The sequence below is a fragment of the Gottfriedia solisilvae genome (assembly GCF_002128405.1).
Taxonomy (GTDB): domain Bacteria; phylum Bacillota; class Bacilli; order Bacillales; family Bacillaceae_G; genus Gottfriedia; species Gottfriedia solisilvae.
The window spans coordinates 434,091-448,087 of the sequence record NZ_NETJ01000001.1 but is presented as its reverse complement, the minus strand read 5'-3'; the positions used below and the strand labels follow the sequence as shown (position 1 = coordinate 448,087).

Genomic DNA, 13,997 nt, shown 5'->3' with positions numbered 1-13,997 from the left:
CGATATAAAGGAGAAAAATGATGAGAGAAGTAGTGATTGTTGATGCACTGAGAACACCAATTGGAAAAAGAGGCGGGATTTTTAGTGAAACAAGATCTGATGATTTAGCTGCATTAGTATTGAAAGAGCTTGTAACTAGAAACGAATTTAATCAAAAAGAAATAGATGATGTAATTATGGGTTGCGTTACGCAAGTTGGCGAACAAGCTGGGGATATAGCGAGAGTCGCATCATTAGTAGCAGGTCTACCGATTGAAGTTCCAGGTGTAACGATTGATCGTCAATGTGGATCAAGTCAACAAGCGGTGCACTTTGCATCACAAGCAATTTTAAGTGGTGATATGGATATCGTCATCGCAGCTGGTGTTGAAAGTATGACTCGTGTACCGATGTTTTCTAATTTAAAAGGTTCAAAATGGAATGAAAAATTAGAAGAGAAGTTTGGTGTATTCAATCAAGGAATTTCTGCTGAAAGAATGAATGAGAAATGGAATGTAAGTCGCGAAGAACAGGATGAATTTGCTTTTAATAGTCATCAAAGAGCCTTGAAAGCACAAAATAAAGGCTATTTTGAAAGTGAAATAATTCCTGTTGATGTAAAAGATAAAGAAAATGAAATGGTTACAGTTATGAAAGATGAAGGTCCAAGAGAAAACTCTTCAGTTGAAAAACTCGGAACTTTAAAACCGGTATTCAAAGAAGATGGATCTATTACTGCTGGTAACGCGAGTCAAATTAGTGATGGCGCTGCAGGTTTATTACTTATGAGTAAAGAAAAAGCATTGGCGTTAGGGCTTAAACCTAAATTTAGAATTATTGGCAGATCTGTTGTAGGGTCAGATCCAGCTTTAATGTTAACTGGACCAATACAGGCTACAAGTAAGGTGCTTCAAAAAAGTGGTTTAACAATCGATCAAATTGATCTATTTGAAATAAACGAAGCATTTGCGACAGTGCCATTAGTGTGGCAAAAGGAATTCAATGTTCCATTTGAAAAGCTAAATGTGTTTGGAGGCGCAATTGCACTAGGACATCCATTAGGTGCGAGTGGAGCAAGGGTAATGGTTACTTTATGTAATGCACTTGAAAAAACAGGTGGTAGATTTGGCCTACAAGCAATTTGTGAAGGTCACGGAATGGCAAATGCAACAATTATTGAAAGATTAGATTAATAGAATGGAGGAAATGAAATGAAAATACAAGACTGTCGAGCAATTGTGACTGGTGGAGCTTCTGGTTTAGGTGAGGCAACTGTCACAACAATTGTAGAAAATGGTGGTAAAGCTGTTATTTTTGATTTATCTGAGGAAAGAGCAAATCAGTTGATTGAAAAATTGGGTGCGGATCATGTTTTATTTGTAAAAACAGACGTCACTTCAGAGGAAAGTATTCGAGCAGCCATCGAGAAAATCCAAAGTGATTTTGGCCCAGTTAATACATTAGTAAATTGTGCAGGTATTGTAATTGGTGAAAAGGTCATCAAAAAAGAGGGAATTCATGCACTTGATTCATTTCAAAAAATCATCAATGTTAACTTAGTCGGAACATTTAATGCAATCCGATTAGTAAGTGATTATATGAACCAAAACGAGCCAAATGAATTTGGTGAAAGAGGTATTATTATTAATACAGCCTCTGTTGCAGCATTTGATGGACAAATTGGTCAGGCAGCTTACAGTGCATCAAAAGCAGGTGTTGTTGGTATGACTTTACCTATTGCTAGGGAATTAGCAAGATATGGCATAAGAGTTATGAGTATTGCACCTGGTATATTTGAAACACCAATGTTTGATGTTTTACCAGAAAAAGCAAGAGAATCATTAGGTAATATGGTTCCATTTCCTTCGCGTCTTGGTAAACCATCGGAATATGCTCATTTAGCGAAAAGTATCATTGAAAATCCAATGTTAAATGGTGAAGTAATCAGACTAGATGGTGCAATTAGAATGCAACCGAAGTAAACATTAGAAAGAAATAAAAATCTTTGGATAATATAACCAATTTTTTCAAAAAATACTCTATATCCTGTAAAAGATTAGAGGAATTTGATGAAAAAGTTATTTAGATTTTTGAAAGTTTTATTGTTAACAATTTTTAGTTTACTAATCATATTACTGGCATTACATGAAATTGAAATGCATTTCGCAATGAAGAAAAATATAAATGTAGACAAACCAGTAAAGTATCCAATTGGTAATAGTGATTTATCAATTTATACGAATGGTAAAAAATTTTATAGACAATTATTTACAGATATTCAGAATGCAAAACAAGCTGTACATATATACTTTTTTTCAGTTTCCAATGATGCAATCTCTCATCAATTTTTAGATATTTTAAAAGAGAAAAGTGATGAAGGGATACCAGTTTACTATGGTGTCGATCGATTAGGTGGATTACTATTATCCAACAAAGAAAAAAAAGAATTAAAGGCACATGGTGTCCACTTTACATATTTTAATGAACCGACACTTAGTTACTTTTTTTCATCAATCAATCATAGAAACCATCGTAGAATGACAATTATTGATGGTGAAATCGGTTATATTGGTGGCTTCAATATTGGGAAGAAGTATATCAGTGAAAATAAGAAACTAAAGCATTGGGAAGATGTACAGCTTCGTCTTGTTGGTAACGGTGTGAAAGGGTTGGAGGATCAATTCGTCACTGATTGGAGAAGGAACTCACCTCAAAAAATCAGCCCAATGAATATAACATCTACAATCGGTAAAAGTGAACACCAATTCGTTTCATATACGAAACTTGGCATTCAAGAAGAATATGTAAAACTATTTAAAAATGCTAAACAATCGATTACGATATACTCTCCTTACTTTATCCCAAATAATAAAGTGATTTGGGATGCTTTACTCGAAGCGTCAAAAAGAGGAGTAGATATCAAAATTTTATATTCCCATAAATCTGATGCGATCTTAGTTGAGCAAGCAGCAATAAAATATATCAGACAAGCAATCAAGCAAGGTATTCAAGTTTATGGGTATAAACCAGGCATATTCCACGGTAAGGTAATGAAAATTGATAATTCTCTACTTATGATTGGAACGACAAATTTTGATTCTCGCTCATTTCATTTAACAGATGAAATAAATTGTTATATTTATGATCAAGAATTTATTAAATCAGTTGAACCAAAACTACTAAATGAATTTAATCAATCATTCCAAATCACTGAGGCATATCTAAATAACAGATCCTGGAAAGACCGTATGAAGGAACGAATAGCGAATATAGTTGAGTTTTATTTATAAAAATGAAAATTTTATTTTGAAATGTTCTTTATATCACATAATTGAATATATAAAAATAATACTAATTGATTAATCATTTAAAATGGTTAATCTTTTTTATTTTTTAAAATTAATAAAAATTCAATTGATTTTATATTTATTCATAATTATAATGAAAAATATAAATTTAAATCAAAGGGGAAAAAAGATGAAAGTAGGTATTGTAGGTGCAAGTGGTTATAGTGGTCTTGAATTGATTCGTATGCTAAATATGCATCCTATTATAGATGGATTGAATTTTTATGCATTAACAAGTAATGCTAATGACATATCTGATATTTACCCTCATTTAAAATCGATCGTGAAAGGGCCAATACAGAAATGGGTCGCAGATCAATCGATAAACGAGAATCATATCATTTTTTTAGCCACTCCACATGGCGTTAGTAGTGAAATTGTTATGAATATAAGTGATGAAAATGTGAAAATTATTGATCTTTCAGGTGATTTTCGCTTGAAAGAAGAGCAGAAATACAATAAATGGTATAAATCGAATCATCCTTGTTTTTCTAAAACATCTAATTTTACATATGGGTTGGCAGAATGGAATAAAGAAGAGATAAAAACATCAAATTTTATCGCCAATCCAGGATGTTATCCAACTGCTTCAATATTAGCAATTGCTCCTCTTTTAAAGGAAAACCTAATTGTTGAAAATTCAATTATTATTGATGCGAAATCAGGCATATCAGGGGCTGGAAAAGGTTCGAATGAAGTTACTCATTTTACAAATAGAAATGATAATTTCGCAGCATATAAAATTCATGATCATCAACACATTCCTGAAATTGAACAATTCTTATCAATGATCAATCCGAAAGAAAATTATATAACGTTCACTCCCCATTTAGCCCCAATGACTAGGGGAATAATGGCTACCGTATATTCAACTGCAAGAGAAATGATTACTAATGAGGAATTACAAGAGTTGTATAAAGAAATGTATAAAGATTCATATTTTATTAGAATAAGAGATTCAATTCCATGTACAAAGGATGTTTATGGATCTAATCTTTGTGATATTTATCCAGCATTTGATGAGCGAACGAACAGAATCACTGTAATTTCTGTTATTGATAATTTAATAAAGGGAGCGGCAGGGCAGGCGATTCAAAATATGAACATTATGCTTGGTTTACCAGAAGAAACTGGTTTAACGTTTACGCCTATATTCCCATAAGGAGCGAGTAGAATTGATAACTAAAGAGAAAAAAATAAAAAAAATTAACGGTACAATCACAACGCCAAAAGGTTTTTTTGCCTCTGGTGTTCATGCAGGATTTCGTTATAAAAGAATGGATTTAGGCGTCATATATTCTGATAAACCATCGTCAGTTGCTGCTGTATATACACAAAATTTATTCCCAGCTGCTCCGATTTCTATTACGAAACAAAGCATTGCGTATAACAATACACTTCAAGCGGTGCTAGTGAATAGTGGTTGTGCAAATGCATGTACTGGTAAAAAAGGTGAAGATGATGCTTATCAAATGAGATTATGGTGCGCCGAGCATTTTGATTTACCAGAACATTTAGTTGGGATCGCTTCAACAGGTGTAATTGGAGAATTCCTAAGTATGGAAAAAATGAATAATGGCATCAAAAAACTATCAATTGGTAATCAAACTGAAGATGGTGAAAACTTTGGTAATGCAATATTAACAACTGATACAGTCTCAAAGCATACTTGCTATGAAGTTCTTGTGAACGGGAAAACTGTTACGATTGCTGGTACGGCAAAAGGCTCTGGAATGATTCATCCTAACATGGCCACTATGCTAGGGTTTATTACGACGGACGCAACGATTAATTCAGAAGTATTACAAAGTTTATTAAAAAAAGTAACTGATAAAACGTTTAATCAAATTACAGTAGATGGCGATACGTCTACAAATGATATGGTTCTAGTTTTAGCCAATGGTGCTACCCAACATGCTCCATTAACAGAAGATCATTCAGATTGGGAAAACTTTGAAGCAGCTTTTCAACTAGTTTGTGAGGATTTAGCAAAAAAAATCGCTAGAGATGGTGAAGGGGCAACAAAACTAATTGAGGTAAATGTAAATGGCGCTTCAAACACAAAAATGGCCAATATCATTGCAAAAACAATTGTAGGATCCAATTTAGTTAAAACGGCTGTTTATGGTGAAGACGCAAATTGGGGAAGAATAATTGGTGCAATTGGTTATAGTGGACTAAAAGGGGAATATAATCAGATTGATATTTCAATAAATGGCGTAACAGTTTTATATAATAGCAAACCTGTAGCGTTTAATGAAGCTGAAGCCAAGGCTGCTTTACAATCAGAAATTGTCTATATAGATGTTCACTTACATGATGGTAATGCAAGTGGAACAGCATGGGGCTGCGACTTAACATACGACTATGTCAAAATAAACGCTAGTTATCGAACATAAGGAGGAAGAATATGGGGATTGTTGTCATCAAACTAGGTGGGAGTTTAATACAAGGTTTATCAAATACTTTCTTTGAACATATTAATCTACTACAACGAAATGGTAAAAAAGTAATCATTGTACACGGTGGTGGTCCGTTAATTAATAATTTACTATTAAAATTTTCAATTCCTGTTGAGATGGAAGACGGGCTTCGTAAAACATCAAATGAAGTTTTAGAAGTAGTTGAATATGCGTTGAATGGGAAAACAAATAAAGATTTAGTCATTATGTGTAATCAATTTAATTTATCTGCAATCGGGCTTTCAGGTTGTGACAATCTTCTTTTAGAAGCTTCATTATATGATAAAGGAAAATTAGGTTGGGTTGGAGAAGTAGAGAATGTAAATACAAGTTTACTAGAATTACTACTTACGAATGATTATCTTCCTGTCATCTCTCCAATTGGTGTAGATAAGATTGGTCAAAAGTATAATATTAATGCGGATTTAGCAGCGAAAAGTATTGCAAAAGCATTAAATGCTGAAGTACTTTGCTATGTAACGAATACAAATGGCGTTTTAAATAGTGAAGGTAAAAGTATAGAAAAGATTACGAAAGATCAAGTTCAAGCTTTAATTGAAAGTAAAACAATTACTGATGGGATGATTCCGAAAGTGCAAAGTGCATTAGACGCATTGGATGAAGTGCAATCAGTGGCGATTGTGGGAGAAAACTTCCTAAATGAAGATGGATCAATGAATGGAACTGTGTTTACAAAAGGAGTTGTTTTTAGTGAGTAATTTATTTCCAACCTACCAAAGAAAAGATATTCATTTTGTAAAAGGAAATGGTTCCTATTTAATTGATGATCAAAATAAACATTATCTAGATTTTTTAAGTGGAATTGCTGTTTGTAATTTAGGGCATTGTCACCCAAAAATAGTAAGTGCATTACATAATCAAATCGAATCACTTTGGCATGTTTCAAACCTTTTTACAATCAAAAAACAAGAAGAAGTAGCTAAAATACTTTGTAAATCCTTTGAAAATGGTCTAGCGTTTTTTTGTAATAGCGGTACTGAAGCAAATGAAGCTGCTATTAAATTAGCACGAAAATATACAGGGAAATCACATATCATAAGCTTTAAACAAAGCTTCCATGGAAGGACTTTCGGTTCGATGGCTGCAACTGGTCAGTCAAAAATTCACGAAGGCTACGGAGAAATGTTGAATGGATTTAGTTATGTACAATTTAATGATTTAGAGGAACTTCAAGCGGAAATAACTGAAAATACAGGTGCAATCATTTTAGAAGTCATTCAAGGTGAAGGTGGTGTAATCGTTGGTGAAGAAGGCTTTTTTGAAGGCATTACAGCTCTTTGTGAAAAGTATGAACTATTACTCATTGTTGATGAAGTACAAACCGGAATTGGCAGAACAGGGACAATGTTTGCCTATGAACAAACACCATTAAAGCCTGATATCATTACGTTAGCAAAAGGATTAGGGAATGGGATTCCAGTCGGTGCTTTAATTGGTGATAAAAAATTAGCATCTGCATTTTCATATGGGTCACACGGATCGACATTCGGTGGTAACTATTTAGCAATGACAAGTGCATATGAGACAGTAAATATTATCAATCAAAAAGAGTTTTTGGCGACTGTAAAAGAAAAAGGTGACTATTTAAAAAATAAGTTAACTGAAATCAAAGAACAGTTTCCAATTGTAGAGGAATTACGTGGAAAAGGATTAATGATTGGGATCGAATGCAATCAAAATGTTAGTCTACTTGTCGATCAGCTATTAGCGAAGGGACTAATTGTTGGAACAGCAGGGCCAAACACGCTAAGATTATTGCCGCCTTTAACAATTTCCCACGAGGAAATAGACGAAGCAGTTTACTATATGAAAGAAGTTATGGCTCAATTTAGTCTAAATAAAGAACAGGTTATATAAATAAAAAGGCTTTGTAAAGGCTCATTCAGGCCAATACAAGCCTTTTTTTATGTCTGTGTAAAAATATATTGAAAATTTTACCAGATTCAAACATAATGGAATAACTACTGTATTTGGAGGGATGAAAATGTATCATATTCGAGTAAGAGCTTGTGCTTTAATCATTGAAAAGGATTCAGTTTTATTAATTGAGTTTACTGACGAAGATGGGGTTCACTTTAATTTGCCTGCTGGAGGAGCTGAACCAGGTGAAACTATCGTAGACGCTGTAAAAAGAGAAGCATTCGAGGAAGCTGGCGTCGAAGTTGAAGTAGGCGAGCTTGTTTTTGTATCAGAAAATGCTCCACATATGACAGGTCGAACACATGAACCTCACGGATTAAGTTTAATGTTCAGATGTTATTTGAAAGAGGGATCAATACCTACGATGCCAATTAATCCTGACCCAAATCAATCAGGCGTGCGATGGGTTCCTTTATCTGAATTAAACGATATTGTTTTATTTCCAAATATCAAAGAATTAATTATTGATTATGCAAAAGGACAATATGTTAATAATCGACTAATCGAGGAATATGCTTTAAAGGAACAACTAATTTAATAGATTTACAAAATCAAGAAGGTAAGTAGGTGACAGTATGATTGAAGTAAAGGATTTAAAGAAGCATTACCGGATTCTAAAGAGAGACCCTGGTTTAAGAGGGTTCATCAAAGCTTTGTTTAAACCTGTTTATGAAATAAAAACAGCTGTAAAAGATATTAATTTCCATATTAGCGAAGGGGAAATCGTTGGCTATATTGGTTCAAACGGGGCCGGGAAATCAACAACCATTAAAATGATTAGTGGTGTGCTTACACCTGATGAAGGGTCAATCACTGTAAATGGAATTGTACCTTATAAAGATCGTATGAATAACGCTTATACAATTGGTGCAGTATTTGGTCAACGAACACAGCTATATTGGGATATTCCCGTGCAAGAGTCATTTGAGTTATTAAAACATGTTTATGAGATACCTGAACAAGATTACCAGAATAATATCGCATTATTTAAGGAAATCTTAGATTTAGAACCATTATTACATATTCCTGTTAGACAACTCTCTTTAGGTCAAAAAATGCGTTGTGAATTAGCGGCTGCCTTTTTACATAACCCGAAAATAGTATATCTTGATGAGCCTACTATTGGATTAGATGTTGTTGTGAAGGAAAAAATTCGTCAGTTTATTAAAGATATGAACCGTGTATATAAAACGACCATTATTTTAACGACACATGATATGCAAGATATTGAAGAGCTTTGTAATCGAATTATTGTGATCGATCAAGGGACGATCATGTTTGATGGTCTGTTAGAAGAATTGAAAAAAGGTGTTACTTATAACCGAATGATTCAAATCGAAATTGATAAACAACAAAATTTCCAACTCCCAAGTAATTTATCAAATCATATAAAGGTAGAAAAAATTGAAGGACAACAAAATAGTTTTCTTCTAGCATTCAACAGTGCAAACGTATCCGCAACAGATATTATTCAAGAAATCATGTCACATTATACGATTCAGGATTTTACATTAACAGAACCTGGGATTGAAGCAATTGTGAAAGAGATATATGAAAGAGGTGCTAGTTCATGGTCAAATACTGGGAACTAGCGAAATCGCAAATGAAGGTAGATTCTGCCTATACAGCTTGGTACTGGGCTGAAACTTGTTCGGCAATTTTACGACTTTTAATCACTTATTATTTTTGGCTTGCAGTCTATGAAAATAATGATTCAATTAAAGGAATCGGTTTTCAGTCAATGCTAACCTATATCGTCGTAGCAATGATTATCGAACAATATGTATCAGGTGTTGGAGATGGTCTGGCACGACAAATAAAAGATGGAAGTATTGTACTGGAGCTATTAAAACCATATCACATGTTAAATAAAATGATTGCATTAGATATAGGTTCAAAAATCAGTTCATTTTTCCGTGCAACATTGCCAATAATTGCAATCGCTTTCTTATTTTTATCGCTATCATTTCCTACTAATATAGTAATTTATTTATACTTCATCATCAGTTTTGCACTAGGTGTATTAATAGGAGCTCAAATTGATTTAATGATTGGAATTGTCGCCTTTTGGACAGTAAATGTTTGGGGCGTCAGAGTCCTAAGGGAAGCAATTATTAAGTTTTTCTCTGGGGCATTAATTCCGTTAAGCTTATTTCCAAATTGGTTCCAAGATGTAAGTCAATTCTTGCCATTTCAAGCAATGGTATATATCCCTACGGCTATTTTTACTGGTCAAATTCATGATACAAATCAAATCATATCTTCTATTGGACTTCAAATTTTTTGGTTAATTAGCATGTATGCACTGCTTCGATTCCTATGGTCAATTGCCATTCGTAAAATTACAATATTTGGAGGTTAGTCATGAAAAACTTTATACGATATATCAAACTATATCTCCATTATGCTAGTAAACATATAAAAGTAATGCTTGAATACCGAGTAGATTTTTTAATCGGCATGTTTTCGACGATTATCCAACAAGGAATTAGCATAATATTTTTGAAAATTATATTTAGCAATATTCAAGTATTAAAAGGGTGGACTTTTTATGAAATCCTATTTATATTTGCGATCGCATTTTTAGGGAGATCGATTCATCACATCTTTTTTGATAATTTATGGACATTAGGTTGGCAATATATACGTTCTGGTAACTTCGAAAGACTTTTACTAAGACCAGTCAATCCATTATTTCAAGTTATTTCAGAGCGGTTTCAACAAGACGGTTTTGGTCAATTTATAATTGGAATCATTATATTACTTTATTCTACTAGCCATATAGGAATAAATTGGGGGATAACTGAAATCGGTATGCTAATCCTATTTATCATTTCAAGTGGAATGATATTTGTAGCAATTAATTTATTTTTTATAACTTTTTCGTTTTGGATGGTTGATAGTTTGCCAATTGTTGTATCAGTTTTCGGATTAAGTGAATTTGCGCGTTACCCAGTAACGATCTATCATAAATCAATTACATTAGTGATTACATGGATCATACCATATGGATTTACAGCGTTTTATCCTGCAAATTACTTTTTAGATGCGCATGGCGTTTCCATTTTAGCAATTGTCACACCTTTGGTCGCAATTACTAGTTTTGTTGTAGCATATAAGTTTTGGAATTTTGGTGTAAAACATTATGAAAGCACTGGTCATTAATCATGCATTGCATCAAATCGAAAAAGGAGATCGTATGATTCAATTACCTTCAAAATTTGTCAAAACAATTACTGATATACATAAGGAAAAAGGAGAGGAGTGGTTAGCAAATTTTGATGTTTTAATTGCTCATTGTGAAGAACGATGGAAGATGAAAATTATGCCGCCTTTTGATTTATCGTATAACTTTGTTGCACCTGCTAAAGCTGATGATGGTAAAGATCTAGTTATTAAGCTTACTGTTCCAAATGAAGAATTTCTTTCGGAAGTTTCTGCATTGAAGGAATTTAATGGCAATGGAATGGTATCATTAATCGATAGCGATCTTGAAAAGGGAGTACTTATTTTAGAAAGATTGATTCCTGGTGAAACTTTGGTTTCAATAAAAAATGAAGACGAAGCAGTTTTAATTGCATCAAGTATTATGAAAAAGTTATGGAGACCAGCTCCAAAAAACAGTAATTTGCAGTCAATTATTCATCGTCTAAATAGCTTAATGAGGATTTCACAGCAAAATCCAGAGGGAATCGGTCCGATTATGATCGGAACAATTCAGGAAGCTGTAGATATATTCAAAGAGCTAGCGAATACTCAAACCGATCTTTACTTACTACATGGTGATTTACATCATTATAATATCTTACATACAAGTAAAGATACATGGTTAGCAATTGATCCAAAAGGTTTATTTGGAGAAAGAGAATACGATACAATTCAATTTTTATTAAATAACCTAGAAAACAAAGATATCCTTACTGTTATCGATAAAAGAGTTGATTTACTTGTTGATCAATTGGCATTAGATAAAAAAAGACTTTTATTATGGGGATTTGCTCATGCAGTTTTATCTACTTGCTGGAGTTTGGAAGATGAAGGTACTTATAATGAACATTTTTATAAAGCAATTTTTGTATTTAAAGAGTTATACTCTAAATATTATTTGGATTAAAACGAATCAAAGATAATCACAAAAAGAAGGTGTCTCATTAGTCAATTTTATGACAATGAGGCACCTTCTTTAAACTTATGAAGATGCAAAAACAAATCGATTTGCTTTCCAAACAATAAAAATGTTATAAATATAAATAAATATTTATTGAAAAACGATAAATGATATGGTAAATTCAAAATGAAAATAAATAAGTGAGGTGCTTTTATGAAACAAGTGTCAACGCTCTTTTTAAAGATAGCGGTAGTTCTTATTGGTATTCCAGTTCTTGCTTTATGTATATTTGTGGTGCCAGAAATTGCAAAATTTGCAGTTGAATTGTATCCAAACATGTCTTATCTCAAATATCTCGTTTTTATAGATTTGTATGTTGGCGCGATTCCTTTTTACTTTGCTCTCGTTCAAGCTTTTAAATTGTTAATTTATATTGATAAGAACAAAGCGTTCTCGGAATTATCTGTACGTGCATTAAAAAATATAAAATCTTGTGCAATCGCAATTAGTACGATCATTGCATTAGGAATGCCAATCTACTATCTCATCGCTGAGAAAGACGATGCACCAGGTATCATATTAATTGGATTGGTCATTATATTTGCTTCTATGGTGATTGCAGTATTTGCAGCAGTTCTTCAAAGGCTTTTACAAGAAGCCATCGATATAAAATCTGAAAATGACCTAATAGTCTGAGGTGAATAATATGGCAATTATAATCAATATCGATGTGATGCTGGCTAAGAGGAAAATGAGTGTTACAGAACTTGCAGACAGAGTTGGAATTACGATGGCGAATCTTTCTATATTGAAAAACGGTAAGGCGAAAGCAATTCGATTTTCAACTTTAGAAGCAATTTGCAAAGCATTAGAATGTCAGCCAGGGGATATTTTAGAGTATCAAACTGAAGAGAATTCTGAAAATACTTAGAATTTACGCTTCTAGGATAACTTATTTTTCAATTTAGAGTGTTTATCGTTGCAACACAAATTTAAAACGCTTGGATCATATTATTATCCAAGCGTTTCATAAGAGAAATAAAATTATATATTTACATTATTACGTTCTCAATTAAACCATAACCCCAAAATCCTAAAAGGGATAAACAACTAGCAAGTAAGATATAAGAAATAAATATTTGCCATTTTTTACGATTACTTGTTACGTAATAAGTTTCAAGCGATTCTTTTTCCTTTAGCAAAGGTTGGATTTTATTTATTCTTATTTCATCAATTTTTTGATCAATATGACTACGCCACTCACTATCTGTATGGTCGATTTTTATATCAATTGACCCAATTAAATTGTTGATATAGTATCTTTCTTTATGAAGTTCATGTTCTAATTTTTTCTGATCTTCAAAAATAGGAAAGAAAAAGCTGTCTTTTACGTGAATATCATATTGATAATTAAATATTCCAAATTGAAATTGTTTAATCGTATGTTCGTATAGCTTTATTTTTTCGTTTATCACTTTTAATGTAAAAGATTCTCTTATGCGTTTAATAAACGTCATGATGCCTAAGAAAATAATATAAAATGCGATAAAGTTAGGGTAGTAAAACACATATACAAACATCAACATAATACCAATGAACCAAAATATTGGAGGTAATACACTTAAAATTCTTCCTCCATCAAGTGGTGAAATTGGAATTAAATTAAATAGGTTCAGAATACAACCAAGTGCAATAACCAAACCAAAGAACTCATTATGTGTGTAATGATATAAAGGAATTGCAGGAAGAATTGAAATCAGACCAAACAGTGGTCCACCAAAAGCAACATAACTTTCTGTAACTGCATCCTTTGGCATTTCCTTTAAGGAAATAACTGCCCCTACGAAAGGAATAAAAAAGGCAGGGGAAGTTGGTAAACCCTTTCTTTTAGCGGCAATTAAATGCCCACCTTCATGACAAATTAACAAATATAATATCGCAAATGCAAAATACCAACCAAATGTTAATCCATAAGTAAATAGAAAGAAAATCATGCTTATAAACGACATAAACTTAGCAGCTTTTAATAAGGGCAAAATCAGTTTTAATTTTGCACCGATAAAAGCGAGTACAATTCCAATTTTAGCAGCATTCTTTTTCGTTTTTTGACTAATAATTGGTTGTGACATACAACACTTCACCTTCTAACATCATAAGATA

The 13,997-nt window shown here is 32.7% G+C and carries 15 protein-coding genes; 14 read left to right on the top strand and 1 reads right to left on the bottom strand.

The window, feature by feature from the left end; all coding sequences use genetic code 11:
- The first annotated feature begins 20 nt into the window (after positions 1-20).
- The 14 genes from CAB05_RS02155 to CAB05_RS02090 all read left to right on the top strand — a co-directional run bounded on the left by CAB05_RS02155 (position 21) and on the right by CAB05_RS02090 (position 12,768).
- Positions 21-1,172: a thiolase family protein gene (locus CAB05_RS02155; protein WP_087998166.1), complete on the top strand. Its 1,152-nt coding sequence runs from the start codon at positions 21-23 to the stop codon at positions 1,170-1,172.
- 18 nt (positions 1,173-1,190) lie between these two features.
- Positions 1,191-1,961, top strand: a complete 771-nt coding sequence (locus tag CAB05_RS02150; RefSeq protein ID WP_087998165.1) for a 3-hydroxyacyl-CoA dehydrogenase — start codon at positions 1,191-1,193, stop codon at positions 1,959-1,961.
- 87 nt (positions 1,962-2,048) lie between these two features.
- Positions 2,049-3,269: a phospholipase D-like domain-containing protein gene (locus CAB05_RS02145; protein WP_235821343.1), complete on the top strand. Its 1,221-nt coding sequence runs from the start codon at positions 2,049-2,051 to the stop codon at positions 3,267-3,269.
- Positions 3,270-3,456: 187 nt separating this feature from the next.
- Positions 3,457-4,488 carry an N-acetyl-gamma-glutamyl-phosphate reductase gene (gene argC, locus CAB05_RS02140; RefSeq protein WP_087998164.1) on the top strand — a complete coding sequence of 344 codons (1,032 nt, stop codon included), beginning with the start codon at positions 3,457-3,459 and terminating at the stop codon, positions 4,486-4,488.
- Between the two features lie 16 nt (positions 4,489-4,504).
- A complete protein-coding gene (argJ, locus tag CAB05_RS02135; protein ID WP_371870395.1) occupies positions 4,505-5,725 on the top strand; it encodes a bifunctional ornithine acetyltransferase/N-acetylglutamate synthase in 1,221 nt (406 codons plus the stop codon).
- Between the two features lie 11 nt (positions 5,726-5,736).
- Positions 5,737-6,507: an acetylglutamate kinase gene (gene argB / locus CAB05_RS02130; RefSeq protein WP_087998162.1), complete on the top strand. Its 771-nt coding sequence runs from the start codon at positions 5,737-5,739 to the stop codon at positions 6,505-6,507.
- Positions 6,467-7,666, top strand: a complete 1,200-nt coding sequence (gene argD, locus CAB05_RS02125) for an acetylornithine transaminase (RefSeq protein WP_087998161.1) — start codon at positions 6,467-6,469, stop codon at positions 7,664-7,666. Before argB ends, argD begins: the two co-directional genes overlap by 41 nt.
- A gap of 127 nt (positions 7,667-7,793) precedes the next feature.
- Positions 7,794-8,267 carry an NUDIX domain-containing protein gene (locus CAB05_RS02120; protein WP_087998160.1) on the top strand — a complete coding sequence of 158 codons (474 nt, stop codon included), beginning with the start codon at positions 7,794-7,796 and terminating at the stop codon, positions 8,265-8,267.
- A 37-nt stretch (positions 8,268-8,304) separates the two neighbouring features.
- Complete coding sequence (locus CAB05_RS02115; protein WP_087998159.1) at positions 8,305-9,321, top strand: ABC transporter ATP-binding protein; 1,017 nt, start codon at positions 8,305-8,307, stop codon at positions 9,319-9,321.
- Positions 9,300-10,091, top strand: coding sequence for an ABC transporter permease (locus CAB05_RS02110; protein ID WP_087998158.1), 792 nt, complete (start codon positions 9,300-9,302; stop codon positions 10,089-10,091). The genes CAB05_RS02115 and CAB05_RS02110 overlap by 22 nt, the downstream gene beginning before the upstream one ends.
- 2 nt (positions 10,092-10,093) lie before the next feature.
- Positions 10,094-10,894 (top strand): ABC transporter permease, encoded by an 801-nt coding sequence (locus CAB05_RS02105; RefSeq protein WP_087998157.1) that lies wholly within the window; start codon positions 10,094-10,096, stop codon positions 10,892-10,894.
- Positions 10,875-11,843, top strand: coding sequence for an aminoglycoside phosphotransferase family protein (locus CAB05_RS02100; RefSeq protein WP_087998156.1), 969 nt, complete (start codon positions 10,875-10,877; stop codon positions 11,841-11,843). Before CAB05_RS02105 ends, CAB05_RS02100 begins: the two co-directional genes overlap by 20 nt.
- A gap of 207 nt (positions 11,844-12,050) precedes the next feature.
- Entirely contained in the window at positions 12,051-12,533 is a 483-nt protein-coding gene (locus tag CAB05_RS02095) for a DUF2975 domain-containing protein (RefSeq protein WP_087998155.1), read from the top strand.
- Between the two features lie 10 nt (positions 12,534-12,543).
- The gene (locus tag CAB05_RS02090; protein ID WP_087998154.1) at positions 12,544-12,768 is read left to right on the top strand and encodes a helix-turn-helix domain-containing protein; all 225 of its coding nucleotides are present in this window, start codon (positions 12,544-12,546) and stop codon (positions 12,766-12,768) included.
- Between the two features lie 121 nt (positions 12,769-12,889).
- Here the strand turns inward: CAB05_RS02090 and CAB05_RS02085 are convergent, their stop codons facing one another.
- On the bottom strand, positions 12,890-13,966 hold the full coding sequence (locus tag CAB05_RS02085; RefSeq protein WP_087998153.1) for a site-2 protease family protein: 1,077 nt from the start codon (positions 13,964-13,966) through the stop codon (positions 12,890-12,892).
- Positions 13,967-13,997 lie beyond the last annotated feature (31 nt).

Coding starts and splice junctions, on each gene's coding strand:
- CAB05_RS02120 (WP_087998160.1), top strand. CDS start 7,794: ATGTATCATATTCGAGTAAGAGCTTGTGCTTTAATCATTGAAAAGGAT.
- argB (WP_087998162.1), top strand. CDS start 5,737: ATGGGGATTGTTGTCATCAAACTAGGTGGGAGTTTAATACAAGGTTTA.
- CAB05_RS02085 (WP_087998153.1), bottom strand. CDS start 13,966: ATGTCACAACCAATTATTAGTCAAAAAACGAAAAAGAATGCTGCTAAA.
- CAB05_RS02095 (WP_087998155.1), top strand. CDS start 12,051: ATGAAACAAGTGTCAACGCTCTTTTTAAAGATAGCGGTAGTTCTTATT.
- CAB05_RS02150 (WP_087998165.1), top strand. CDS start 1,191: ATGAAAATACAAGACTGTCGAGCAATTGTGACTGGTGGAGCTTCTGGT.
- CAB05_RS02110 (WP_087998158.1), top strand. CDS start 9,300: ATGGTCAAATACTGGGAACTAGCGAAATCGCAAATGAAGGTAGATTCT.
- CAB05_RS02145 (WP_235821343.1), top strand. CDS start 2,049: ATGAAAAAGTTATTTAGATTTTTGAAAGTTTTATTGTTAACAATTTTT.
- argC (WP_087998164.1), top strand. CDS start 3,457: ATGAAAGTAGGTATTGTAGGTGCAAGTGGTTATAGTGGTCTTGAATTG.
- CAB05_RS02105 (WP_087998157.1), top strand. CDS start 10,094: ATGAAAAACTTTATACGATATATCAAACTATATCTCCATTATGCTAGT.
- CAB05_RS02115 (WP_087998159.1), top strand. CDS start 8,305: ATGATTGAAGTAAAGGATTTAAAGAAGCATTACCGGATTCTAAAGAGA.
- CAB05_RS02155 (WP_087998166.1), top strand. CDS start 21: ATGAGAGAAGTAGTGATTGTTGATGCACTGAGAACACCAATTGGAAAA.
- CAB05_RS02090 (WP_087998154.1), top strand. CDS start 12,544: ATGGCAATTATAATCAATATCGATGTGATGCTGGCTAAGAGGAAAATG.
- CAB05_RS02100 (WP_087998156.1), top strand. CDS start 10,875: ATGAAAGCACTGGTCATTAATCATGCATTGCATCAAATCGAAAAAGGA.
- argD (WP_087998161.1), top strand. CDS start 6,467: ATGGAACTGTGTTTACAAAAGGAGTTGTTTTTAGTGAGTAATTTATTT.